The organism is Haloferax chudinovii (genome assembly GCF_042663345.1).
In the GTDB taxonomy this organism is placed as follows: domain Archaea; phylum Halobacteriota; class Halobacteria; order Halobacteriales; family Haloferacaceae; genus Haloferax; species Haloferax chudinovii.
Window position 1 is genome coordinate 43,513 of sequence record NZ_JBHTAB010000003.1, and the last position, 23,897, is coordinate 67,409.

Here is a 23,897-nt window from a genome sequence, read left to right on the forward strand (position 1 = left end):
GCCGACCGGTCAGAACACGCCCGGGAACAGCACGTAGCTGAACAGGAGCGTGAGGATGCCGGTCGCGGTCCCGTAGTACAGAAGCGGGATGAGTTCGAGGCGGATGACGCGGCCCTCCTCGCCGACGAGGCCGACGACCGCGAGCGCGGCGACGACGTTGTGGACGGCGATGAGGTTGCCGATGGCCCCGCCGACCGCCTGCGCGCCCAGCATGACGGTCTTCGGCGTGCCGATCTGGTCGGCGACGCCGTACTGGAAGGTGCCGAACAGGATGTCGGAGACGGTGTTCGACCCCGCGAGGAACGCGCCGAACGCGCCCACGAAGGCGGCGAAGAACGGGTAGACGCCGCCCGCGATGCCGGCCATGCCCTCCGAGAGGACGATGAGCATGCTGTCGGTGCCCGTGGCGTTGCCCGACTGGAGCATGATTTGGACGGTCGCGACCGCGAACAACAGCGCGATGACCGCCGGCGTGACTTTTTCGACGGTCTCCCCCCACGTGGCTTTGACCTGTTTCGCGTCCATGTCGTGGAGGCCGATGGTGACGAGGTGGACCGCGAGGAACACCGCGCCGGGCAGGTAGAGCAACTGGAAGTCGCCGGCCAACTCCGTGCCCCAGATGTTGGCGTACTCGAAGACGAGCGTCGACGTGAGGAAGTTCGTCAGCGGGTCGAACACGCGGGTGACGACGAGGAGCGCCGCGACGAGGACGTACGGCGTCCACGCCTTCCACAGCGACATCTGCTGGACCGCACCACCGTCAGCGGCGACAGCGCCGCCGCGCTGGCTCGTCTCGCCGGGCTGGATGTCGCCGACCCAGTGGTCGGGCCACTCGGTCTGCGGCGCGAAGTCCCACTCCTCGTCGGGGTGGAAAAAGCCGGCTTTGAGCGCGGAGACGGTGAGCAGAAGCCCCACCATCGCGCCGACCAGTCCGGGGAACACCGGCCCGAGGAAGTAGGCCGTCAGGAAGTACGGCACCGAAAAGGACGCCCACGCGAACAGCGTGAGGGGAAGCACTTCCAGCGCCGGCTTGACCGAGCGCTCCTCGCCGAAGAAGCGCGTCATCATGGCGACGCCGATGAAGGGAAGCAGGATACCGACGACGACGTGGTTCATCGCCCCGAAGACCGCGATTTCGGACACCCACTGTTCGACGCCCATGCCCTGCGCGTCGAGCGCGTTCGTGATGACCGGCACGTCGCCGAAGATGTCTATCATCCCGATGATGAGCGGCGTGCCAACCGCGCCGAAGGTGATGGCCATGAGGTTCCCCGTCAGCGCGACGACGACGGCCGCGAGCGGCGGGAAGCCGAGGCCGACGAGGAGCGGGCCGACGATTGCCGCGGGCGTGCCGAAGCCGGCGGCCGCCTCGATGAACGAGCCCATGAGGAACACGAGCAGGACGACCTGCACGCGGCGGTCCTCGCTGATGGAGGCGAAGCCGTCGTTGATGGCGTCGAACGCGCCCGTCTGCTTGAGCGTGTACAGGAGCAGAATCGCCCCGAAGACGATGTACAGGATGTTCGAGGCGGTGATGAAGCCGTTGATGGTCGAGGCGATGACCCACTGCGGCGTCATGCCCCAGCCGAGGACGCCGGCCCCGATTGCGACGACCCACGCGACGGGCATCGCCCGCGTCGCGGGCCAGTACCGCCCGACCATCAGATAGGCGATGGTGATGAGCGGGAGCAGTGCGACGAGCGCGTCGGTCGCGCTAACCATGCCGCACACCTCCGCAGTTCGTTCCAGCCTGTGCCGTTCCAGATTCGTGCCTGATGCGGTGCATCGTGGAATCAGATACACAACTTTTGTGATATATATCTATCGTTCGTCGCTATTCCTGACATCTCGGTTGGGGTCGTCTTCTCCGAAGTTCGGAATCCAGTACAGTCGTGGATACCGTGCCAAATACGCGATTAAACCCCGATTTCTGGTCTCACACGGTCTATCCTGTTGGTTCGGATTCGGAGCGAAATCGGAAAAACCGGGCTCCGGAACGGCCAGTTCACACGTGTTTCTCGGCCACGACACACGACTGAATTGGTAATACACACGTGTGTAAAGGCTTATGCAGTCGTGTGGATTGGAATTATCATGGACGATGAGTCTCGCGCGCGCTCCCGAAACGAGCACGGACAGTACGTGGGACGCATCTCGCTGGACGCCGTCTTGGACGTGTTCGAGGAGCGTGACGACGCCGCTCGCCCCCTCACCGCCACCGACGTGATGGAGGCGCTCGACTGCTCGCGGCGCACCGCGCACAACAAACTGAACGAACTCGAAGAACGCGGCGACCTCGCCACCCGGAAAGTCGGCGCTCGGAGCCGGGTGTTCTGGATTCCGATGCCCGCCCGCGGGGAGTCGACTGCGGGGCGGGCCGCCGACTCGACCGACCCGGCTTCGCCCTCCGAAACCGGGCCCTCGGGCGAGGCCGACGACCCCGCCGACCTCGACCACCCGCCCGCCGTCTCGTCCGCCATCGAGCGCGCGGACCTGCCGGGGAGCGGCCCGATGCTCGACGCCCGCCGCGAGGCGCTGTCGGCGGCGTACCAGTACCTCACCGACCACCCCGAGGCGAAGAAGGCGGATTTCCTGCGGGACGTGTACCACGACTACCCCGCCGGCTTCGAGTCTGCCGAGGGCTGGTGGAACGCGATTCAGCCGGCGCTCAAGCAACTGCCCGGCGTCGACCCGCCGGAAGAGCGCGGCCACATCTGGCACTTCCTCGGCGGGTAGTCCGGTTTTCGAACGCGGCCTCACCCTACGAATTTATACACCATCGGGCCACAATTCCGGCAAACGCACCGATGTCAAGCGATTCGCCGTTCGATAGTTTCGTCTCGGAGTGTGGCCGCTCGTGAGCGACGGTCGCCCCGATTCCGACGCGGACGCCTCCGCGCGGTCGGACGCGCTCGACGACTCGGACGACGCCACCGCAGGACCCTCGGAGTCTACGCCCTCGACGGAACCGAGCGTCGCCGGCGGCGACGACGTCTACGCCTCCGAAGTCGAGGGAAAGCAGTATCGCGGCACTTGGTATCTCCCGCTTCGCTACGAGGAGTTGGAGGAGTCCGACGACTCGGACGACTACCCCGAGTCGGGCGACGGCGGGTCGTTCCGCCTCGCCGACCTCCCGCGGGTCCCGCGCGTCGGCCACGTCGTCGGCCCCTCGGCCATCATGCTCGGGGCGTCGCTCGGGAGCGGCGAGACGCTCTTTTGGCCCGTGTTGACCGCGCAGTACGGCTGGGCGGTGTTCTGGGCGTTCGTCGTCGGCGTCTTCACGCAGTTCCTCATCAACACGGAACTCCAGCGCTGGACGCTCGCCACCGGCGAGAGCATCTTCCGCGCGTTCGCACGCGTGGGGTCGTACTGGCCGTGGGCGTTTCTCGTCGGCGGCCTCGTCAGCCTCGGCTGGCCCGGGTGGGCCGCCGGCGCGGCGCGGGTCGCCACGACGGCGCTCGGACTCGACGGGTCGGTCGCGCTGTTCGGCGCGTCGCTCGCGACGTGGAAACTCGTCGCCGCCGCCCTCATGGGCGTCATCTGGCTCTCGTATCAGGTGTCGTCGGTCATGTACAACGCCGTCGAGGTGTTCCAAATCGGCCTCCTGTTCGTCGCCATCGGCGCGGCCCTGCTCCTCGTCGCCGTCACCGGCTCGTGGGTCGAGTTCGCCGACCTCCCCGCGGCCGCGGGGTCGGTCGGAACGCTCCCCGAGGGGCTGGACATCGCGGTCTTCCTCGGCGGCCTCGCCTTTGCCGGCGCGGGCGGCTACCTCAACCTCTCCCAAAGCCTCTGGATGCGGGAGAAGGGCTACGGCATGGGTAACTATCAGGGGCGCGTGAAGAACCCGCTCCGGGGCGACGACCCCGAACCCATCCAGCGCGACGGCTTCGCGTTCCGCCCGACGCTGACGAACCTCCGCCGCTGGCGCGGCTGGTGGCGCGTCGTCCAACTCGAACACCTCTTGACGTTCGTGGTCGGCTTACTTCTCGTCGCCCCCGCGCTGATGAGCGTCGCTATCCGCTACGCGTCGGGGTCGACCGCCAACGCCATCCAGATGTGGCTCGGCCACGTCGTCCCGCTGCTCGGCACGGTCGGCTCGTTCCTCGTCTTAGCGGTCCTCTTCGTCGCGCTGTTTACCACCGAGTACGCCATCGTCGAGTCGTTCGTCCGCAACAGCGCCGACGCCCTCTACGAGTCCTACGGCCGCGAGGCCGGCTGGGACCTTCCGAAGCTGTTCTGGCGGCTCCTCACCGCCTTCTGCGTCTGGGGCGTCGTCATCATCCTCCTGTTTAGTTCGCCGTTCGAGGGCCAAGAGCCGTTTTTCTTCCTCGTCGTCGGGGCCGCGATGTCCGGCGTGATCATGTGGCCCTACACCGCGCTCGTCCTCGTGATGAACACGACGCGGCTCCCCGAACACGTCCAACCCGGCTGGGCGCGCGTCGTCGGCATGTGGTGGGCGACGGGCTTCTACGGCTACTTCAGTGTCCTTCTCATCGGGACGTGGCTCAACGGGGTCGGCCTCGCGGCGTTCCGGACGGTCCCGACGGTTCTCGGGAGCGGGACCGGCGGCTACCTCCTCTGGGCGGGCTACGTCGTCGTGCAGGCCTACGCCGTGACGAAATCCGCCGCCGGCAAGCGCGAGGCGGCCGGCACGGTCGCCGACGCGGACGAGGCGGTCGGCCGATTCCCCTGACTCGAATCCTACATAATTAACCGACAGCGTGGTGTCCGAACCCGAAGAACGATTATGTAGAACGCGCTAGCTCAACGTATGTCAACCGGCACGGTTGCGACGTTCGAGGACTCGCTCGAACGACTCGAAGTAGGCTGGACACACGCGTCACCCAACGGGCTGGCAGACGTACTCGAAAAACGCTGTCCGGAGCCGGCCGTCGGCGTGGAACTCCCGTACGACGGCGTCGACCTCCCCGACTGGGTGAACACCGACCCGACTCCCGCTGACCTCCGCGAGGCGAACGCCGGTATCACGGCGGCTGGACTGGGTATCGCGGACTACGGGAGCGTCGTCGTGCAGGGCACGCCCGACGGCGTCGAACCGGTGAGCCTGTTCGGCGACCTCCACGTCGCCGTCCTCAGGCGGTCGGACATCGTCCCCGGCATGCCCGAGGCGTTCGACTGGCTGGGCGAGGAGTTCCGTACGGGACACCCCTCGGCCATCATCGCCACCGGTCCCAGCGCCACCGCCGATATGGGCGCGCTGGTGAAGGGAGCGCACGGTCCGAAGGAAGTCCACGTGGTGATTCTCGATGAGTAAGGCGCGCGAGGCCAAGGCGGCGAAGATTCGACAGCTGATGGAGACCGAGGGCGACGCCGTCGGCACGAGCACCCGCGGGTTCAACGAGGGTCGCTACGAATCGGTCCAGACGCTCGACGACTACGAGGGGCTGAAATCGGAGGCGCGGGCCATCAAAGAAGACGCCATCGAACGGCTCCCCGAACTCATCGACCAACTGCGCGAGACCGTCGAATCGAACGGCGGCACGCTCTACATCGCCGACGACGCGGCCGACGCGAACCAGTACATCCGCGAGGTCTGCGAGGACAAGGAGGCCGAGCGCGTCGTCAAGTCGAAGTCGATGACCTCCGAGGAGATAGCGGTCAACGAGGACCTCGAAGCCGCCGACATCGACGTGGTCGAGACCGACCTCGGCGAGTGGGTCCTGCAGGTCGCAGACGAGTCCCCGTCGCACATCGTCGCGCCCGCCATCCACAAGTCGCGGGAGGCCATCGCCGACCTATTCAACGAGGCGTTCGACCCCGACGAACCCCTCGAAACCGCCGAGGAACTCACCATGTTCGCCCGCGAGCAACTCGGCGAACTCATCGAGGGCGCGGACGTGGGGATGACCGGCGCGAACTTCATCACCGCCGACACCGGGACGATGGCGCTCGTCACCTCCGAGGGCAACGCTCGGAAGACGGCCGTCGTGCCCGACACGCACGTCGCGGTCGCCGGCGTCGAGAAGGTCATCCCGACCGTCGAAGACCTCCGGCCCTTCGTCGAACTCATCGGCAAGTCGGGAACGGGACAGGACATCACCTCCTACATCTCGCTTCTGACCCCGCCGGTCGAGTCGCCGACCGTCGACTTCGACGCCTCCGACACGCCGCTTTCGGCGACCGAGACGGACCGCGACTTCCACCTCGTGCTCATCGACAACGGGCGGTTCGACATGCGCGAGGACGACCAACTCCGCGAGACGCTCTACTGCATCCGGTGTTCGGCGTGTTCCAACGTCTGCGCCAACTTCCAGCACGTCGGCGGCCACGCCTTCGGCGGCGAGACCTACTCCGGCGGCATCGGCACCGGCTGGGAGGCCGGCGTCGAGGGCCTCGACAGCGCCGCGGAGTTCAACGACCTCTGTACCGGCTGTAGCCGGTGTACCACCGCTTGCCCGGTCGAAATCGACATCCCGTGGATAAACACGGTCGTCCGCGACCGGGTCAACCGCGGCGAGGTGTCCGAACTCGACTGGCTCGTCGAGGGACTCACCCCCGACGAGGAACCCGGCGGCGTCAGCCTCCAGAAGCGCTTCTTCGGCAACTTCGAGACGGCCGCCAAGGTCGGGAGCTTCTTCGCACCCGTCTCCAACTGGGCCGCCGGACTGGACGTTTCCCGCGACCTCATGGAGCGGTTCCTCGGTATCGACGCCCGCCGCGAACTCCCCGCATTCCAGCGCGAGACGCTGAAAGACTGGTTCGAGAGCCGCATCTCGCGGGTCGACGACCCGGTCCGCACCGCCGTCCTCTACCCCGACGTGTACACGAACCACGTGCAGGTCGAACGCGGGAAGGCCGCGGTCCGCGCCCTCGAAGCCCTCGGCGTCGACGTCATCGTCCCCGACGTTCGCTCGTCGGGTCGCGCCCCGCTCTCGCAGGGGATGATTGCGACCGCGGAGGACCACGCCCACGACGTGTACGCCGGCCTCGCCGAGCACATCGACGACGGCCGCGACATCGTCGTCATCGAGCCGTCTGACCTCGCGATGTTCCGAACCGAGTACGAGAAGTTCCTCCCCGAGAAATCCTTCGAGCGCATCTCGGAGGCCAGCTACGAGGTCATGGAGTACGTCTTCGGCCTGCTGGACCACGGCGCGGACGCCGACGCGCTCTCAGCCGGTGCGGGCGAGGAAGTCGCCTACCACAGCCACTGCCAACAGCGCACGCTCGGCCTCGAAGGTCACACCGAGGCCGTCCTCTCGGACCTCGGCTACGACGTCGCCACCTCTGACGTGGAGTGCTGCGGCATGGCCGGCTCGTTCGGCTACAAGTCCGAGTACTACGAACTCAGCGTCGACGTCGGCTCCGAGCTACAGGGGCAGTTCCAGACCGACGAGAACAGGGACCGCACGGTCGTCGCCAGCGGCACCTCCTGTCTCGAACAGCTCGATTCGCTCCTCAGCCGCCCGACGCAACACCCGATTCAACTGGTCGCGCCGCGGCGGTAACGCGCCCCCTTCTCGGCTCCCACCTCGGCAGTCGTCCGCGGCGACTCGTCCGCCGTCTTCTCAACCGAACAACACGTCTTCGTCCGGTGATTTCTCGCCGGCGTCGGACGCCCGTCTGCCGCGCGTCTGCGGCCCGACTCGCGGGCTACGAACAATTAAGACCCGGCATCCCATGTTGGCGGATATGGACGGGACGCCCGAAGAGATTACGACGCTCGTAGGCCGGGAGGTCTACTCGAACAACGGTGTGTTCGTCGGCGAGGTCGAAGACGTCCGCCTCGACTTGGACCACGAGACGGTCACCGGCCTCGCGTTGACGGCGCTGAACGACGAACTGTTCCGCAACCAGATCGAACCCGGAAAGGGCGTTCTCATTCCGTATCGGTGGGTCCGCGCCGTCGGCGACGTCATCCTCATCAACGACGTCATCGAGCGCCTGAAGAACCCAGAAGAAGACGAAGAGTCGCTCGTCGTCTGACGTTCTAACTCCCGTTTCCGCTCTCGCCGCCCTCGACGCCCATCGCACGGAAGAGCTTGCGCTTTACCGCCTCCTCGGTGAGTTGGAGGAGCGTGTCGCGGTTGTCGTCGTTGGACTCGATGCCCGTGAAGATGCCGAGCGGAATCTCGACCGACCCCTGCGTGGAGTGGCCGCCGGCCTCGCCGATGCCCGTGAAGGCGTCGCTCAGAATCTTCCCGATGTTCATGCGGATGTCCTTCGACCGCGCCGCGAGGTAGATGGTGTCGTCGGCGATGCCGAAGACGGCCGTCGTGGTGATGCCCTCGAGGTTGAGGAGGTGCTGGGCGGCCTGTGTCAGCGCGTCGCGGTCGCGGATGAACCCCGCGTTCGAGACGAGGTGCGAGCCCTGCACGTCGCGGTTCTGGATGGCCTCGGCGAGCACGTCCAGCGTCTCCGGCGACATCGACGGCGATTCGACCTTTTCGAGCGTGTCGTGGTCGGCGAAGGGATAGAGATACGCCGCCGCGGTCAGGTCCGCGGGCGTCGTGTCGCGCTTGAAGTCGAGCGTCTCGGCGCGAATCCCGTAGAGAAGCGCCGTGGCGACCGCCTGCGACGGGCTGAGGTCGAACTCCTGGATGTACTTCGTGAGAATCGTCGAGGTCGACGAGACGTTCGGCCGCACGTCGGTAAAGCGGGCGTCGATGCCCTCGTCGGGTTCGAAGTGGTCGATAAAGACCGTGATGTCGGCGTCGCCGAGGTCGGGCATCCCCGACTTCATGTGGTCGACGAGCGCGACCGCGCCGTACTCTTCGAGCGACTTCGAGTCGGCCCGCGGCGTGAGTTCGATGCCGAGGATGTTCACGAACGCCCGGTTCTCTTGGTGGCCCATGTCGCCCGAGTAGAGGATGTCGGCTTCGACGTCGTACTCGTGGGCGATGGCTTGAAGCGCGACCGCCGAGGCGAGCGAGTCGGGGTCGGGGTTGTCGTGGGTGAGAATGGCCATCCCGTGGTCGGTGTCACGCAGGATATCGGCCAGTTGGCGGGCCTTGTATTCGAGTTCGCCGGACTCGACGCTCCGAAGCGCGGAGTCGGCGATGACCTCCGAGGGGTTGATGACCACGTCGGCACCGAGCTTCGTCAGTTCGTCCTCTGAGACGGGGTCGGAGGCGCGGACGACGATGAACTGGTCTTCGTCGCGGTCGCGGATGGTCGAGACGGCCGCCTTGTTTGCCTCGACGTCCGACGAGAGGATGAGAATCACGTCGCGTCCGGTGACGGCGTCGGCGAGTTCCGGGTCGGCGATGTTCGTGGTCTGCGCGTTCAAGTCCTGGTCGCGCAGGGCTTCGACGCGGCTCTCGTCCTTGTCGAGGATGAGGACGTCTTTTCCCTCGTCTGTCAGTTCCTCGGCGACCGCGTGCCCGACGCTCCCACAGCCGAGTATCGCGTACGTAGACATCGAGGAAATGCTGACCCCTGCACTCATCGTTGCCCGCTACTCCGGCCGGCCGCCACTTAACACCCACCGTTTGTCCGTTGTTTCGCGCGTGTGCGTCCCTGCCGTCGTCGTACAGAAAGGAAAGTCATTTTACCTACCGGCAGTTACGAGAGATTGCAAGGGCCGGTAGCTCAGTTAGGCAGAGCGTCTGACTCTTAATCAGACGGTCGCGTGTTCAAATCGCGTCCGGCCCACTACCTTCCTTCCAGACCAACCCCGACAGCCGGGGCTCTCCGTCTATCACTCGAATCGCTGACCGGTGAGTGGCTTCCCCCTCGGGTGTTTTATGTCCCGCTCGGAACGCTACCGAGTATGACCCAAAGCGACAGGACCGAGGCGGTCCTCGTGTTCGCCACGCTCCTTGTCGCCGTCGTCTTCGGACTGGCTACCGGCATCGAGGACCACTTCGACCCCGGACGGTTCCTTGCGGTTCTCACCCCGGACTTCGGGCTGGTTTTCGGTTCCGACGTCGTCGCCGGCGCGGTGCTCGTGGTGCTGTTCGGCGGCCTCGCGGTCGGCGCGAAACTGCTGTTCGACGCCTGACTCACCGCCCGAGTGCGACCCACGAGTTCCCGCGTCCCGGCGACGGGACGAGTTGAAGCGGAAACTCCGCGCCCGCCGCCGTCGAAGCGAGTCGCGCTCGCAGGTCCGAAGTCGCACACGCCACCACGGTGCGTAGCTCTCCGGTTTCGACCACCCGAACGGTCATCGCCCCGTGGTCGTTCATCTCCCGCTCGACCCGAACGAGGCGCGTCTCCGAACCTCTCGCCGCCGCCTTTCCACCCACCTGTTCCATATGATGTGTCGCTCGTCTTGAAAGATAAAGCCCACTGCCGCTATCTGACGGGCTTTTAGGTCGCTGACGGTGACCGCCGGTTCCGGAATCTCTTTTCGCCGGTTGGCCGCACACAGCCCATGGACCGCACCCGTCTCAGATTCTGGACGCCGTATCTCACTCGACTCGCCGGGCGTTCGGCGTCATCACGCTCGCCCAGACCGTCGCCGTCGTGCCGCTGTCGTGGGCCGGTTTTCCCGCCGACGCGACGCGCTGGCGGTTCGATTCGGACTGAGCGTCAGCCGACTCCGGCCGTTCTCACTCGCCGACACGCGGGCCTAGGGTCATTATCGTGTCACTCGTATCCACGGTATGGACCACCTCGAAACCCCGGCGGTACACCGGTTGCTCACCTCGCCCGCCGGCCGATTTTCGACCTCGCGCCCGTTCGAGGCGTTCAAGACCCGCGCTCTCCCTCGCGAGTTCGCCGTCGTCCGCGCTCGCGCCGCGGCCGACGTGGCACTCTCTGAGGGTCCCGAAGCGTACCTCCGCGAGGTCGGCGCGCCGCCGGCACCGCACCTCCACGACCGAATCGAACGCGCCCTCGCGCGGTACGCGCGCCTCCGCGGCGCGTACGACGAGACGATGGACCGCTGGGAGCGCGTCTTCTGGGGCGACGACGAGTCGACGCCCGACGAGCGCGTCGCCGTCGAGCGAGAGCGCCGCGAGGTGTCGGAACGGCGGGCAAAACCGACCGATATCTTCGGGTTCCTCTCGAAGGAACACCTCGTACCCCCGGTGAAGTTCGAGACGCCCTCGCCCGAGGACGCGCGGACCCGCTGGCACCACGAACTCGCCGAACCCGAGCGGCTCTACGGCTTCGCCGAGTCCAGCGCGGCCGAGGAGTTCCCCCGCGTCGAGCGCTCTGCGACCGTCCGCGGGCCGGGAACCGTCGAGTACCTGCTTCGCTTCCGGTCGCCCTCGCCGCACCTCAGCGACCGGGCGACCGCGCGGGTGTACGAACCCGTCGACACCGACGCCAACGCCGGCGGTGACGCCGACCTCCCCACGCTCGTCTTCCACTCCGGGTGGGGGACGTTCGACGACCAACTCGGCTACTGGCCCGAAGAGGAGTACGTCGCCCGCGCGCTCGCCCCCGAGGGCTACCGGGTCGTCCTCCCCGACGCGCCGTGGCACGGCCGCCGAGAGCTACTCGGTCGCTACAGCGGCGAGCCCTACATCGCCCGCGCGCCCGTCGGCCTGTTCACGCTCTACTCGGCGGCCGCGCTGGAGACCGCCGTCCTCACCGACTGGGCGCGGACCGAAGGCGCGCCGGTCGTCGGCGTCGGCGGCGTCAGCCTCGGCGGCACAATCGCGCTCCACGTCGGCGGCCGGTGCGGCGACTGGCCGGAGTCGATGCGCCCCGACCTGCTGTTCCCCGTGGGGATGCCCGGCGCAATCGACCAGACGCTCCTCTCGGGGGAACTCACGAGACTGCTCGACATCGACGACGCGCTCGACGCGGCCGGCTGGACCGGCGCGGCGCTCCACGAGTTCGCGCCGCTGTTGAACCCGCCGAAAGACCCGTGTCTCGCGCCCGAACGCGTCTTCCCGTTCGTCGGGACCCGCGACGAGATGGCTCCCGCCTCGACGGCCCGCGCGCTCCTCGACGAGTGGGGCGTCCCGAGGCCGAACCGCCGCGAGTGGGACTGCGGACATTTCGGCGTGCTCGCGACCCTCATCAGAGACGAGTCGTTCCGAACGACGGTCCGGCGAGAGTTGGTCGCGGCGGCGCGGAACCGCCGAAACAGAGGATCAGTTACCGCTTGAGTCGGCCGGACTCGGCTGGAGTCGGGGACCTCACTCTTCGTCGGCGAGGAAGTCGGGCTCCGGGCGCTTTTCGTCGTATTCGCTCCGGAGGTGGTCACGGAACGCCTCGACGCTCACGTCCTTTTCTTCCCGCTCCTTGCGGTCGCGGACGGAGATGGTTCCGTCTGCTTCCTCGTCGCCGCCGACGATGACCATGTACGGAACGCGGTCGGTCTGGGCCTCCCGAATCTTCCGGCCGAGCGTCCACGAGCGGTCCTCGATGTCGACGCGGAAGTCGCCGAGCTCGTACTGGAGCTTCTTCGCGTAGCCCAGCTGGTCGTCCGAGATGGGCAGGATGCGGACCTGCTCGGGGGCGAGCCAGAACGGGAACTTGCCGTCGAAGTGCTCGATGAGAACCATGAAGAAGCGCTCGTAACTGCCGTAGAGCGCGCGGTGAATCATCACCGGCTGGTGGTCCTCGTTGTCCTCGCCCGTGTACGTCAGGTCGAAGCGGTCGGGCATGTTGAAGTCGAGCTGGACCGTCGGGCCGTCCCACTTGCGACCGAGGGCGTCCTTGAACGCGAAGTCGATTTTCGGGCCGTAGAACGCGCCGTCGCCCGCCTCGATGCCGTAGTCGATGCCGCTGTCGTCGAGCACCGCGCGGAGTTGCGTCTCCGCCTGCTCCCAGATTTCGTCGCTCCCGACGGACTTCTCGGGGCGCGTGGCGAGCGCGACCTCGGCGTCCAGCCCGAAGGTGTCGAACACCGTCAGGATGTTGTCGATAATGAGGTTGATCTCGTCTTCGATCTGGTCGGGGCGGACGAACAGGTGACCGTCGTCGATGGTAAAGGACCAGACGCGCGAGAGGCCCGACAGCTCGCCGCGCTGTTCCTTGCGGTACACCTTCCCGTCTTCGAAGTAGCGCACCGGAAGGTCGCGGTAGGACCACGACTGCTGGTCGAAGATGGTCGCGTGGCCGGGGCAGTTCATCGGCTTCAGGCCGTACTCCTCGTCGTTCACGTCGAGGAGGAACATGTCGTCGACGTAGTTCTCGTAGTGGCCCGACTTCTTCCACAGCTCCGTCCGGAACAGGTGGGGCGTCTCGACGGGGTCGTAGCCCGCGTCGAGGTTGAGCTGTTTCGCGTAGTCCGCGAGCTCGTCGAGGATGCGCTTGCCGTTCGGCTGGTACAGCGGCAGGCCCGGTCCCGTCGTCTCGTCGATGGCGAACAGATTCAGCTCTTGTCCGAGCTTCCGGTGGTCGCGCTCCTTGGCCTCCTCGCGCATGTTGAGGAAGTCTTCGAGGTCGGACTCGGACTCGAAGGCCGTGCCGTACACCCGGGTCAGCGTGTCGTTGTCCTCGTCGCCGCGCCAGTAGGCCGCGGAGATGTTCAGGAGCTTGACCGCGCCGATTTCGCCCGTCGATTCGACGTGCGGGCCCTTACAGAGGTCCTCGAACTCGCCTTGCTGGTAGAACGAGAGCTCGTCGTCGCCGGCGGCCTCGTCTTCGAGGATGTCGCGCTTGTAGGGGTTGTCGGCGTACTTCTCCAGGGCCTCCTCGCGGTCGACGAGGACGCGCTCGATGTCGAGGTCCGCCTCGATGATGTCGCGCATCTCGTCTTCGATGGCTTCGAGGTCCTCCTGTTCGAGGTCGACGCTCGTCACGTCGTAGTAGAAGCCGTCGTCCGTCCACGGGCCGATGGTCAGCTTGGCCTCGGGGTGGAGTCGCTGGAGGGCCTGCGCGAAGACGTGGGCCGCCGAGTGGCGGAGCACGTCCAGATACTCGTCGGACTGGTCGGTGACGATGACGAGGTTCGCGCCGTCGTGGAGCGGCGTCTCCTTGTCCACGAGCTCGCCATCGACGACGCCGGCGACGGTGTCCTTGCCGAGGCCGGGGCCGATTGCGAACGCGGCGTCTCGCACCGTCGCACCCTCCTCGACGGAGAGTTCCGTCCCGTCGGGGAGGATGACAGCGATATCACTCATACGCGCACGGAACGGACGGGGGAGAATAAGTGTTGTTGAGACGAGCGCGAGCGACGCCCGCTCGCGGCCGGTTTCGTGCGGTTTGCTAGCACAAATATGGCGGCGTCAGCGACCCGACGCGGTCCCCGCCCCGTGGTCGCGGTCTCGTCGTCGGCCCGCTGTTTCGACCCAAAGTACCAATTGGGTCGCACGCGGACCCTGTGGGTATGCGACTTTCTCGACAAAGCGGCGTGTTCATGCACGTCACCTCGGTCTCGGGGCCCCACGGCATCGGCGACCTCGGCGACGGCGCGCGCGCCTTCGTTGACTTCCTCGCCGACGCCGAACAGTCCATGTGGCAGTTCTGCCCCCTCGGGCCGACCGAGCCGGCGATGGCGAACTCGCCGTACCAATCGACCTCCTCGTTCGCCGGCAACCCGCTTCTCATCGACCTCACCGACCTCGCGGAGCGCGGGTGGCTCATCGACGACGACCTCGAACCAGTCCCCGACTTCGACCCCCACGCGGTCGACTACGAGCGCGTCGGCGAGTACAAGCGCTCGCGGCTTCGCACCGCCTTCGACCGCTTCGAGGCCGAGGCCGCCGAGGACGACCGCGCCGCCTTCGACGCCTTCCGCGAGCGCGAGGCCGGCTGGCTCGACGACTACGCGCTGTTCGCCGCCCTGAAAGACGAGTTCCGGCGGGCGTGGATAGACTGGCCGACCGAGCTGAAGACCCGCGACCCCGACGCGCTCGCCGACGCCCGCGAGGAGCACGCCGACGAGATTCGCTACCGCGAGTTCGTCCAGTTCTGCTTCGACGAGCAGTGGCGCGCCCTCGCCGACTACGCCGACGAGAAGGAAATTACCCTCGTCGGCGACCTCCCCATCTACGTCGCGCTCGACAGCGCCGACGTGTGGGCCGCCCCCGAGGCGTTCGACCTCACCGAGTCGAACGAGCCCGCGGTGGTCGCCGGCGTCCCGCCGAACCCGGACGACGCCGGCCAGCGCTGGGGCAACCCGCTGTACGACTGGGAGACGCTCCGCGAGGACGGCTACGGCTGGTGGCTCGACCGCCTCCGTCGCCTGTTCGACCTCGTGGACGTGACCCGCATCGACCACTTCAAAGGGTTCGACGAGTTCTGGGCCATCGACGCCGACGCCGACGACCCCGGCGACGGCGAGTGGCGCGACGCGCCCGGCCACGACTTCTTCGAGACGGTCGAGCGCGAACTCGGCGACCTCCCGTTCATCGTCGAGGACCTCGGCTTCCTCGACGCCTCGCTCGTCGACCTCCGCGACCGGTTCGCCTTCCCCGGCATGCGCGTCCCGCAGTACGCCGACTGGTGCCGCGAGGGCGACATGTACCAGCCGATGCACTACCCGGAGAGCTCCGTCGCCTACACCTCGACCCACGACACCGACACGTTCGTCGGCTACTACCGCGACCTCGACGACCGCACCCGCGACTGTCTCCACTACAACATCGGCGCGGACGGCTCGGAGATTCATTGGTCCATCATCGACGCCGTCTGGAACTCGGCGTCCGTCCTCGCGTTCACGACGACACAGGACCTCCTCGGCCTCGACTCGCACGCCCGGTTCAACACCCCCGGCACGCAGACCGGTAACTGGGAGTGGCGCGTCACCCGCGAGGGCCTCGACAGCGCCGTTGCCGACCGCCTCGCGAACCTCACGGACCTCCACATCCGCAACTGAGGTCGCCGCCTCTCGCCCCGGTTCGACTACACCTTTTTCAGTCGCCCACCCGACGGCAACGGTATGTCTCGCCGCCTCGGTCTCGGCGCGTTCGCCGCCGGACTCCTCGCCGCGGTCCTCTCGGCGCTCGTCCGCGCGACGACCCCGCTTTCGGAGTTCGACGTGCCCAACGCCGACCTGCTCCTCTCGAAGGGGCTGTCGGCCGCCGCGGTCGCGCTCGTCGCCTACGGCGTCTACCGGTTTCTCACCGCGTTCCTCGTCGCGCGTATCGCCGACCGCCGCCGGGCCCACGACGTTCGGAACGTCCTCCGACTCACGCTCGGCGTCCTCGCGCTCGTCGGCGTCCTCGGCGCGTTCACCGACCAGTGGCTCGGCGTGTTGGTCTCGTTCGGCGTCATCGGCTTCGCCGTCACCTTCGCGCTCCAACAGCCGATTCTCTCCTTTATCGGCTGGTTCTACATCCTCGTCAAGCGGCCGTACGCGGTCGGCGACCGCGTCAACATCGGCTCGGTCTCCGGCGACGTGGCCGAGGTCGACTTCCTCGTCACGACGCTCTGGGAGACCGGCGGCCCCCTCGCGTCGAACCAGCCGACCGGCCGGACCGTCACCGTCCCGAACTCGCTGGTCCTCTCCTCGGAGGTCGTCAACTACGGCGCGCTGTTCGACCGCGTCTGGACCGAGGTGCCGGTGCAGGTGTCCTACGAGACCGACCTCCCGTTCGTCCGCCAACTCCTCTTGGACGTGGCCGACGAGGAGCTCGGTGACGACACGGACGCCGCGATGAGACGCTACCGGGCCAGGCTCGCCGAGTCGCCGCTGGACCTCGACGTGGCCGACGGCCCGACGGTCAACGTCGCACAGGAGGAGTCGTGGGTCGTCTTCCGACTCCGCGTGCTCGTCCCGCCGACCCGCGCCCAGCGCGTCAAAAACCGGCTGTACGAGCGCGTCCTCGACCGACTGGGCGACCACCCGGACCGCGTCAGTTTCCCGGTGAGCCGCAACCGCTGAGCGCGACACGGCTCGACGTGGCGCACCGCGGGTCGCCGCGCCGCCGCCGTCTCGACACGTCGCCGCCCCGGTTCGTCGCCGCCCCGCCTCGCCCGCCGGCATCGAAACCCGCAAATCCCCCGCGCCCAACGTCGAAGCGATGGAGACGGGTGTCATCGACCTCGCGAGCCTCGACGGAGCGTTCGACCTCCAATCGACGCTGGAGAGCGGCCAGTCGTACCTCTGGGACCGCCCCGACGGCCGGATGTACGAGCGCGACGCGGCCCACGGCGGCGACGCGTGGTACCAGACGGTCGTCCCGCCGCTCGACGGCGTCTCCGACGAGTCGGCCGTCGTCAGGGTCCGCCAGACCGACGGCGCGCTGGAGTGGGAGTCCAACCTCGACGCCGTCCCGCTTTTGACCCACCTGCTCCGCCTCGACGACGACCTCGACGCCATCGTCTCGGAGATGCCCGACGAACCGCTGGTCCGGCGGGCCTACGAGGCGTATCCGGGCATGCGGCTCGTCCGCGACCCGCCGTTCGGCTGTCTCGTCTCGTTCATCTGTTCGGCGCAGATGCGCGTCTCCCGCATCTTCGGGATGCAGTCGCGGCTCAGAGAGACCTACGGCGAGCGCGTCGCGTTCGACGGCGAGACGTACTTCGCGTACCCGACGCCCGAGCGACTGGCCGAGGCCACGGAGGAGGAACTGCGCGACCTCAGCCTCGGCTACCGCGCGCCGTACGTCCGGCGGACGGCCGAGATGGTCGCCACGGGCGAGGCGACGCCCGCCGAGGCCCGCGGCCGCGACTACGAGGACGCCCGCGACTTCCTGACGACGTTCGTCGGCGTCGGCGACAAGGTCGCGGACTGCGTCCTCCTGTTCTCGCTCGACTACCTCGAAGCCGTTCCCCTCGACACGTGGATTCGGTCGGCCATCGAGGAACACTACCCCGACTGCGACCGGGGGAACTACGCCGACACCTCGCGGGCCATCCGCGAGCGTCTCGGCGGTCGCTACGCCGGCTACACCCAGACGTACGTCTTTCACTACCTCCGGTCGGGCGGGGAGTGAGCGACACGAGACGGCGTGGCAAGAAGGTTGATACCCTTCGGCACACTACCTCATCGTACCCATGGACTGCAGAGTCGTCGTCGAGGCCGCGGTCCCGGTGTACGACGTGGAAACCGTCGACGAGGCGATTCGAATCGCCATCTCGAAGACCGGAGAGATGCTCAATCCCGACCTGAAGTACGTCGAGATTAGCATGGGCGCTCGCACCTCGCCCGGCGGCGAGGAGCTTCCCCCCGCGTTCATCGCCGCGGACGAGGCGCTCGTCGCCCTCGAACTGGAGATGACGGTGTTCAACGTCGAACGGGAGGAACACGCCTCGCGCATCGCCCGAAAGGAGATCGGCCAACGCCTCGAAAACATCCCGCTGAAGGTGCTGTCTGTCGACCGCGTCGACGACGACTCGGTGGAGACGGACGGCGAGGGGGACACCCGAACCGAAACCGGCGCGTCGGACGACGACGACACGCTCGTCGACTACGACGACCTCGTCGACGACCGCTGAGGCCGTCGTCGCGTCGCCGCCTCAGTCCAGCCGGCTGTTTCTGCCTGCACGGAACTCATCCACCGCTTCGACGCGGCGGTCGCTCGGGAACGTCGTCGCGCGAGAGAGACTGACGCGGTCGCTCTCGGGTGTAGGGTCGCAGAGGAGAACGCGTTTCTTTTCTCGGTTCAGTCGGCTTGCGGTGCGAGCGGCTCTGGTTCGGCCTCGCGCATCGCTCCGGTGATTCCTTTCGCTATCTTAAACACGGCTGCTTTGTGGTCCGTTTTGGACTTGTGGATGGATGTCGGTCGTACGCCGAGTTCGTTGTACTCGACGAGACTGATTTCCTCGTCCTCCCAGGCCTCAATCTGGGTGTGGACTTCTGCGAGCAGACCGTGCAGGTGGATGAGTTCCTGCTTCTTCATGAGCAACCACGGCTTGAAACCGGAGGGATATAGTATTATCTTGAGTCACGTTAGCATCCGACTCCCTTAAACCGCCGATTATGGGGGTCTCAAGGGAATTTTCGTGTTCGAACGTTTTCAATTCGTTTGTTGTTTCGCCCCGTTGATAGCGAGCGTCGGCGGAATCTCACGAGTAGTTTATATAGCTATGTAGGGCGCGCGCCGAACGCCTGTCGCGCGCGCCGGGGGTCGTGAGAATTTTAGGCCGTCGTGTCCGTACTGTCGCGCATGAACTACGACGACCAACTGGACCGCGCGCTCTCGGAGTCGTCGGACGTCGCGGAGGGCGGCGACCGCTTCAGCGTCCCGGAGCCGACGGTCCGGCAGGAGGGGAACGTCACGGTCTACGAGAACTTCGCGGCGACCCACGACCGACTCGCTCGCGAGGCGGCGCACGTCCTGAAGTTCTTCCAGACGGAACTGGGCACGAGCGCCCAAATCGACGACCGCGGCCGCGCGCGCTTTACCGGCGAGTTCCGCCAGCGCCGCATCGCCGACGCGCTCGACGAGTACGTCGAGTCGTTCGTGCGCTGTAGCGAATGCGGGTCGCCCGATACGAAACTCGTCACGGAACGGGATGCGGAGGTACTGAAATGCGACGCGTGCGGCGCGCTCTCGACGATTCCCGACATCTAAAAAACGCACGTCCGGCAGTCGCTCCCGGTCTGGGGACGGTCTCTCTCCTCGCTACTCGAACTGCTTGAGCGTCTGGAGGTCGCGCTCCGTCCGCATGAACTCGGCCGTGCGGCGCGTCGCGCCACAGCCCTGACACGAGTAGTTGTCGCGGTGACCGGGGAGTTCGGTCGGATTCGTCTCCCAGTCCTTTCCACATTCGGGGCACAAGAGTCGGACGAACGCTTCAACCATACCCCGTATATGCTCCGGGGGCGCGGATAAATGTTGTTACGGACTGGCACGGCCGAGAAAAAGTGCGGGCCACCGACCCACGGAGCGCTTACGCGATCAGGCCGTCTTGGACTTCGAGCAGTTCTTTGTAGCGGTTGCGGATGGTGACTTCGGAGATGTCCGCGACCGTCGAGACTTCGCTTTGGGTCACCTTCTCGTTGGTGAGGAGCGCGGCGGCGTAGACGGCGGCGGCGGCGAGGCCGACCGGCGACTTGCCGGAGTGGACGCCCGTCTCCTTCGCGTCGCGGAGGAGTTGGCGGGCCTGCCGCTCGGACTCGTCGGAGAGACCGAGTTCGCTGGCGAACCGCGGGACGTACTGCTCGGGGTCCGCGGGCTTGATTTCGAGCTTCAGCTCGCGGACGATGTAGCGGTACGTCCGGGTGAGCTCCATCTTATCGACGCGCGAGACTTTTTCGAGTTCGTCGAGCGAGCGGGGAGTGCTCGCCATCCGGGCCGACGCGTACAGCGCCGCGGTGGCGACGCCCTCGATGGAGCGGCCGGGGAGCAGGTCGTCGTTGAGCGCGCGGCGGTAGATGACCGACGCGGTCTCGCGGACGTTCTCGGGCAGGCCGAGCGCCGACGCCATGCGGTCGATTTCGCCGAGCGCCTGCTTGAGGTTGCGCTCCTTGGAGTCGCGGGTGCGGAACCGCTCGTTCCACGTGCGGAGCCGTTGCATCTGCTCGCGCTGGCGCGGCGAGAGAGACTTGCCGTAGGCGTCTTTGTTCTGCCAACCGATGTTGGTCGACAGCCCCTTGTCGTGCATCATCTGGGTCGTCGGCGCGCCGACGCGGGACTTGCTGTCGCGCTCGGCGGAGTCGAACGCGCGCCACTCCGGGCCGCGGTCGACGACGGTGTCCTCGACGACGAGACCGCAGTCTTCGCAGATGGTCTCGCCGTGTTCCTCGTCGGTGACGAGGTGGCCGCTACACTCGGGGCAGACCTGCGTTTCGCCCTGCTGTTTTTCGTCTTGTTCGGACTCGCGGGGACGGAGGTCCCTGCTCTTTGCGTCGGTACTGTAGGTTCGGGTGGTTATGGTGTCGCTCATGGTGGGGTGGAAGGCGCGGATACGTCTCGGCCGGGAAGACCACAGAAGACGAAAGAATAATCCGGCTTGGACTGGCCTTACCAACAGTAAGTTCGAAAGCCTTATAAATCTTTCGCCCGCTTTGTGCGGGTGAATCGCACGATGCGGCCGCTTTGTCGTCATCGAGCCGACGATAACCGAGCGTCGGTGTGATTAATCGGGTAGTATAGCTCTTTCGTCGCTCAGAGCCAGTGCTCCCGCCGGAAGTAGACGAGCAGGACCACGGAGACGAGCGCCATCCCGAGCATCGTCGCGGGGTAGCCGTAGGCCCAGCCGAGTTCGGGCATGTTGAGCGCCGACGCGCCGGGGTCGAAGTTCATGCCGTAGATGCCGACGACGAGCGTGAGCGGGAGGATGATGGTCGCGACGACGGTGAGCGTCTTCATCACCTCGTTCGTCGACTGCGAGAGGGTGTTGAGGTAGATGTCCCGCGCGCCGCGCGCGAGGTCGCGGTACGTCTCGGTCAGGTCGACCAACTCGACGAGGTGGTCGTACACGTCGCGGTAGTACTTCTCCGTCGCCTCGCGGACGTAGTCGGGGTCGCCGCGGGAGAGCACGCCGATGGCCTCCCGCGTCGGCCACACGGTCTTTCGGAACGACAGCAGGTCGCGTCGGACCGCGTTCAGCCCTTCGAGCACCTCGGGGTCGGGCCCCTCGAAGATGCTGTCCTCGATGAGTTCTATCTCCTCGCCGACCTCGTCCAACAGCCCGAAGTACTCGTCGACGATGCGGTCGATGACGCGGTAGGCCACGTAGTCCGGCCCGAACCGGAGCATCCGCGGCTCCTCGCGCTTGATGGCGTTCCACACGTAGTTTATCGGGTCCAACTCCCGGCGCGTCAGCGTCACGAGCCAGTCGTCGCCAAAGCAGAGCCCCACGGGTCTAGTCTGGACTTCCTCTTCGAACACCTGTTCGCCGGCGCGGAGCGTCGCGACCCGGACGACGACGAACGTGTACTCGTCGTACTCCTCGGTCTTCGGGCGGGCGTCGTTCCGAACGTCTTCGACCGAAAGCGAGTGGATGCCGAACGCCTCGGCGACGCGCTCGAACTCCTTGCCGGCCGTCGCGCGAACCCACGTGGTCCCGTCGGCGTCGCGCGCCGCGTCCAGCGCGGTCTCCTCGTAGGCCGACACCCCGTCGTCGCGGTAGACGAGCGCCGAAATCACCGTACGTCACCTCCGATGGCCCAGAGCGTGATGCCGACCATGACGGCCGTCACGGAGAACGCTCGTCCCGGATAGGTGACGAGCGCCCCGAGGCCGTAGCCGACGACGCCGAGCGCCGTCACCGCGATGCCTGCGGTCCGTACACGAGTCATAGACTCACCGAGCCGCGGCGACGAGAAAAAGGCACCCGAAGCGACCCGCGCTGATGCCGGCGGTCCTCCCGGAGCGATTCGCCCGGTCCTTACGCTTCCGACGGGTGTTCGACCGAGCGAATCAGCTCGAGGACGTTCTCCTCCTCGCCGTCGAGTTGCTGTGGGTACAGCCCGATTGCGACGACGAAGTCCTCGTCGTGCTGGACCTTCGTCACGTGGACGTACACGTCGACTTCCTGCCCGCCGAACCGCGCGGTGGCGCTGTACTTCGTGACGTTGGCCGTCTGTCCGAGCATCTGGACGTTGCGCGAACTGACCGGCTGGACGTCGCTGAGGCCCTGATACCGGTTGTCGACGAGGCGGATGAGGTCGTCGTTCGAGTAGTCGCCGATGGGGTTCCGCGGTTGGCCCGCGACGTCGACCGCGGGCGTCGAGATGACGCTGAACGAACCGAGGCTGGCCTCGCCGAAGAAGCCGAGGTCCAGCGTCTTCTCGTAGGTCGTGATGTGGTTGCTGGCGGCGATTTTGCGCTCCTGTCCGCCGAACGAGAGCGTCCGGTTCACCGCGAACGTCTCGGTCCCGTTGGTCTCGTAGCCGGCGTTCGCGGCGACCGTCGCGTCAGCCGCGGCGGGTTCCGACTCGAATCTCAGCGTCTCCTCGCCCGTCAGAAAGCCGATACATCCGCTCGTGAGCACGAGCGCGGCGAGCGCGAGCGCCGCGACTACGCGTCTGGAACTCATTACCCCGGCATTTCCCCGCTCCGGGCATAAGTTCGGTGGCCGCGGCGGCGACCGAATTGGCGCACCCCCCACCGAGCAGTCCGTCGGCTCCGCGTCAGTCGTCGAGGTTCCGCGACTCGTTTTCACGGCGAACCACGCGACCGCTGTAGAGGTAGTAGGCGGGCGCGACGAACGGGAGCGCGAACGCCGCGCCGAACCAGAGGTGCCGCGACGCGCCCCAGTCGATGCCCTGCCCGCGGAGCGACCTAATGTCGGCGCGAATCAGTCCCGCGTAGAAGACGTGCGTGACGAGGTAGACCGCGAACGCCGGTTCCGGCCCGATGTACAGCGAGACGGCGGTGAAGATGACGAACCCGATGGCGTAGATGACCGGTAACACCCCGCGGTAGCGGCCGCGGGCCGGGTGCTGTTTCCGCCGGCGCTCGCGCTCGACCGCCGTCCCGCGGCGGTACTCGTCGGTGCTCATGTCGCTACGGTGTGGCCCGCGGGGAAAAAGTGGTTCGCTCACCCGAGGTACTTGACCTCGACCTCGTGGGGGCCGTCCCCCGTCGGAAGCGCGACCGCGCCGCGGAGGTGCTCGCGGACCGCCGAGCGCCACGCCCGAACCGCTTCGGTATGTCGTTCGTGGTGGGTCTCGACCTCGTACGGTTCCGGCCGGGTCTCGTCGGCCTCGGGGTACGCGGGGGCGTCGTCGGCGACGAAGACCCCCGGGTCGAGGTGTATCGGCTCGGGGGCGGCGTAGTCCGACGCCTCGCCGCCGGTGCGGTGAATCCGCGCTCGCATCCGCCCGTAGAACGGCGGGGTGACCCGGAGGACGACGTGGTCGTCGCCCCGCCGGTTCGCTTCGAGCGCGGTCACGAGGTCGTCGGTCGTGACCGCGAGCGAGCGGATGGCGTCCGGGTCGGCCGACCCGCGCGCGCCGTTCAATCTCCGACGCGCCGGCGGTTCGTCACCGACGTGGGCCGCAGTTCACCACTGCACTCGGGGCAGGTCGACCGGTACGATGCGGCGCTCACGGTCGTTTGACACTCACGACAGACGTACGAAGCGCGTTCCATCGGCCATTCGTACGACACATGGTGTGTTAAAACTTACCACAGAACTGTCGGACGGGCGGCGACCCGCGCCCGCGGGTCCGTGTCCTTTTACCCGGACGG

The 23,897-nt window shown here is 66.9% G+C and carries 25 protein-coding genes and 1 tRNA gene; 13 read left to right on the top strand and 13 right to left on the bottom strand.

Annotated elements, in window-relative coordinates; translation table 11 throughout:
- Positions 1 to 9 precede the first annotated feature (9 nt).
- Complete coding sequence (locus ACFQI8_RS07725) at positions 10 to 1,722, bottom strand: L-lactate permease (protein WP_390243793.1); 1,713 nt, start codon at positions 1,720 to 1,722, stop codon at positions 10 to 12.
- A 372-nt stretch (positions 1,723 to 2,094) separates the two neighbouring features.
- On the opposite strand from ACFQI8_RS07725, the gene ACFQI8_RS07730 reads away from it, so the two are divergent.
- The 5 genes from ACFQI8_RS07730 (at position 2,095) to ACFQI8_RS07750 (ending at position 7,947) form a co-directional block, all read left to right on the top strand.
- Positions 2,095 to 2,736 (top strand): helix-turn-helix domain-containing protein, encoded by a 642-nt coding sequence (locus tag ACFQI8_RS07730; RefSeq protein ID WP_390243794.1) that lies wholly within the window; start codon positions 2,095 to 2,097, stop codon positions 2,734 to 2,736.
- 121 nt (positions 2,737 to 2,857) lie between these two features.
- A complete protein-coding gene (locus tag ACFQI8_RS07735) occupies positions 2,858 to 4,693 on the top strand; it encodes an Nramp family divalent metal transporter (RefSeq protein ID WP_390243795.1) in 1,836 nt (611 codons plus the stop codon).
- A 78-nt stretch (positions 4,694 to 4,771) separates the two neighbouring features.
- The gene (locus tag ACFQI8_RS07740; RefSeq protein ID WP_390243796.1) at positions 4,772 to 5,275 is read left to right on the top strand and encodes a LutC/YkgG family protein; all 504 of its coding nucleotides are present in this window, start codon (positions 4,772 to 4,774) and stop codon (positions 5,273 to 5,275) included.
- The gene (locus ACFQI8_RS07745) at positions 5,268 to 7,469 is read left to right on the top strand and encodes an LUD domain-containing protein (RefSeq protein ID WP_390243797.1); all 2,202 of its coding nucleotides are present in this window, start codon (positions 5,268 to 5,270) and stop codon (positions 7,467 to 7,469) included. Before ACFQI8_RS07740 ends, ACFQI8_RS07745 begins: the two co-directional genes overlap by 8 nt.
- A 184-nt stretch (positions 7,470 to 7,653) precedes the next feature.
- Positions 7,654 to 7,947, top strand: a complete 294-nt coding sequence (locus ACFQI8_RS07750) for a PRC-barrel domain-containing protein (RefSeq protein WP_007274456.1) — start codon at positions 7,654 to 7,656, stop codon at positions 7,945 to 7,947.
- 4 nt (positions 7,948 to 7,951) lie between these two features.
- On the opposite strand, the gene ACFQI8_RS07755 is transcribed toward ACFQI8_RS07750, so the two are convergent.
- Entirely contained in the window at positions 7,952 to 9,409 is a 1,458-nt protein-coding gene (locus ACFQI8_RS07755; protein WP_390243798.1) for a DHH family phosphoesterase, read from the bottom strand.
- 132 nt (positions 9,410 to 9,541) lie between these two features.
- Between ACFQI8_RS07755 and ACFQI8_RS07760 the strand changes: the two genes are divergently transcribed.
- Together ACFQI8_RS07760 and ACFQI8_RS07765 are read left to right on the top strand one after the other, a co-directional pair.
- Positions 9,542 to 9,615: transfer RNA gene (locus ACFQI8_RS07760), tRNA-Lys, on the top strand.
- Between the two features lie 118 nt (positions 9,616 to 9,733).
- The gene (locus tag ACFQI8_RS07765) at positions 9,734 to 9,964 is read left to right on the top strand and encodes a hypothetical protein (protein ID WP_390243799.1); all 231 of its coding nucleotides are present in this window, start codon (positions 9,734 to 9,736) and stop codon (positions 9,962 to 9,964) included.
- 1 nt (position 9,965) lies between these two features.
- Here ACFQI8_RS07765 and ACFQI8_RS07770 read toward each other — a convergent pair whose 3' ends face one another.
- Positions 9,966 to 10,217, bottom strand: a complete 252-nt coding sequence (locus ACFQI8_RS07770; protein WP_390243800.1) for a hypothetical protein — start codon at positions 10,215 to 10,217, stop codon at positions 9,966 to 9,968.
- A 351-nt stretch (positions 10,218 to 10,568) separates the two neighbouring features.
- On the opposite strand from ACFQI8_RS07770, the gene ACFQI8_RS07775 reads away from it, so the two are divergent.
- On the top strand, positions 10,569 to 12,026 hold the full coding sequence (locus ACFQI8_RS07775) for an alpha/beta hydrolase (RefSeq protein WP_390243801.1): 1,458 nt from the start codon (positions 10,569 to 10,571) through the stop codon (positions 12,024 to 12,026).
- A 30-nt stretch (positions 12,027 to 12,056) separates the two neighbouring features.
- On the opposite strand, the gene thrS is transcribed toward ACFQI8_RS07775, so the two are convergent.
- Positions 12,057 to 13,988 (bottom strand): threonine--tRNA ligase, encoded by a 1,932-nt coding sequence (thrS, locus tag ACFQI8_RS07780; RefSeq protein ID WP_390243802.1) that lies wholly within the window; start codon positions 13,986 to 13,988, stop codon positions 12,057 to 12,059.
- Between the two features lie 206 nt (positions 13,989 to 14,194).
- On the opposite strand from thrS, the gene malQ reads away from it, so the two are divergent.
- From malQ to ACFQI8_RS07800, 4 genes are all read left to right on the top strand, one after another.
- On the top strand, positions 14,195 to 15,685 hold the full coding sequence (malQ, locus tag ACFQI8_RS07785; protein ID WP_390243803.1) for a 4-alpha-glucanotransferase: 1,491 nt from the start codon (positions 14,195 to 14,197) through the stop codon (positions 15,683 to 15,685).
- Between the two features lie 63 nt (positions 15,686 to 15,748).
- Positions 15,749 to 16,693 carry a mechanosensitive ion channel family protein gene (locus tag ACFQI8_RS07790; protein ID WP_390243804.1) on the top strand — a complete coding sequence of 315 codons (945 nt, stop codon included), beginning with the start codon at positions 15,749 to 15,751 and terminating at the stop codon, positions 16,691 to 16,693.
- A gap of 139 nt (positions 16,694 to 16,832) precedes the next feature.
- Positions 16,833 to 17,747: a DNA-3-methyladenine glycosylase family protein gene (locus ACFQI8_RS07795; protein WP_390243805.1), complete on the top strand. Its 915-nt coding sequence runs from the start codon at positions 16,833 to 16,835 to the stop codon at positions 17,745 to 17,747.
- Positions 17,748 to 17,808: 61 nt separating this feature from the next.
- Positions 17,809 to 18,249: a DUF555 domain-containing protein gene (locus tag ACFQI8_RS07800; RefSeq protein WP_390243806.1), complete on the top strand. Its 441-nt coding sequence runs from the start codon at positions 17,809 to 17,811 to the stop codon at positions 18,247 to 18,249.
- A gap of 167 nt (positions 18,250 to 18,416) precedes the next feature.
- Here the strand turns inward: ACFQI8_RS07800 and ACFQI8_RS07805 are convergent, their stop codons facing one another.
- A complete protein-coding gene (locus tag ACFQI8_RS07805; RefSeq protein ID WP_390243807.1) occupies positions 18,417 to 18,653 on the bottom strand; it encodes a UPF0058 family protein in 237 nt (78 codons plus the stop codon).
- Positions 18,654 to 18,920: 267 nt separating this feature from the next.
- Between ACFQI8_RS07805 and ACFQI8_RS07810 the strand changes: the two genes are divergently transcribed.
- On the top strand, positions 18,921 to 19,328 hold the full coding sequence (locus ACFQI8_RS07810; RefSeq protein ID WP_390243808.1) for a translation initiation factor IF-2 subunit beta: 408 nt from the start codon (positions 18,921 to 18,923) through the stop codon (positions 19,326 to 19,328).
- A 51-nt stretch (positions 19,329 to 19,379) separates the two neighbouring features.
- On the opposite strand, the gene ACFQI8_RS07815 is transcribed toward ACFQI8_RS07810, so the two are convergent.
- The 8 genes from ACFQI8_RS07815 to ACFQI8_RS07850 form a co-directional block, all read right to left on the bottom strand.
- Positions 19,380 to 19,559, bottom strand: a complete 180-nt coding sequence (locus ACFQI8_RS07815) for a DUF7836 family putative zinc-binding protein (RefSeq protein WP_390243809.1) — start codon at positions 19,557 to 19,559, stop codon at positions 19,380 to 19,382.
- A gap of 88 nt (positions 19,560 to 19,647) precedes the next feature.
- Positions 19,648 to 20,643, bottom strand: coding sequence for a transcription initiation factor IIB (locus ACFQI8_RS07820; RefSeq protein ID WP_390243810.1), 996 nt, complete (start codon positions 20,641 to 20,643; stop codon positions 19,648 to 19,650).
- 221 nt (positions 20,644 to 20,864) lie between these two features.
- Entirely contained in the window at positions 20,865 to 21,848 is a 984-nt protein-coding gene (gene corA / locus ACFQI8_RS07825) for a magnesium/cobalt transporter CorA (protein WP_390243811.1), read from the bottom strand.
- Complete coding sequence (locus ACFQI8_RS07830; RefSeq protein WP_390243812.1) at positions 21,845 to 22,000, bottom strand: hypothetical protein; 156 nt, start codon at positions 21,998 to 22,000, stop codon at positions 21,845 to 21,847. Before ACFQI8_RS07830 ends, corA begins: the two co-directional genes overlap by 4 nt.
- 89 nt (positions 22,001 to 22,089) lie before the next feature.
- The gene (locus tag ACFQI8_RS07835; RefSeq protein ID WP_390243813.1) at positions 22,090 to 22,740 is read right to left on the bottom strand and encodes a DUF6517 family protein; all 651 of its coding nucleotides are present in this window, start codon (positions 22,738 to 22,740) and stop codon (positions 22,090 to 22,092) included.
- Between the two features lie 94 nt (positions 22,741 to 22,834).
- Positions 22,835 to 23,206: a hypothetical protein gene (locus tag ACFQI8_RS07840; protein ID WP_390243814.1), complete on the bottom strand. Its 372-nt coding sequence runs from the start codon at positions 23,204 to 23,206 to the stop codon at positions 22,835 to 22,837.
- A 38-nt stretch (positions 23,207 to 23,244) separates the two neighbouring features.
- The gene (locus ACFQI8_RS07845) at positions 23,245 to 23,667 is read right to left on the bottom strand and encodes a DUF8009 family protein (protein WP_390243815.1); all 423 of its coding nucleotides are present in this window, start codon (positions 23,665 to 23,667) and stop codon (positions 23,245 to 23,247) included.
- Positions 23,664 to 23,798, bottom strand: a complete 135-nt coding sequence (locus tag ACFQI8_RS07850) for a rubrerythrin-like domain-containing protein (RefSeq protein ID WP_152420716.1) — start codon at positions 23,796 to 23,798, stop codon at positions 23,664 to 23,666. Before ACFQI8_RS07850 ends, ACFQI8_RS07845 begins: the two co-directional genes overlap by 4 nt.
- Positions 23,799 to 23,897 lie beyond the last annotated feature (99 nt).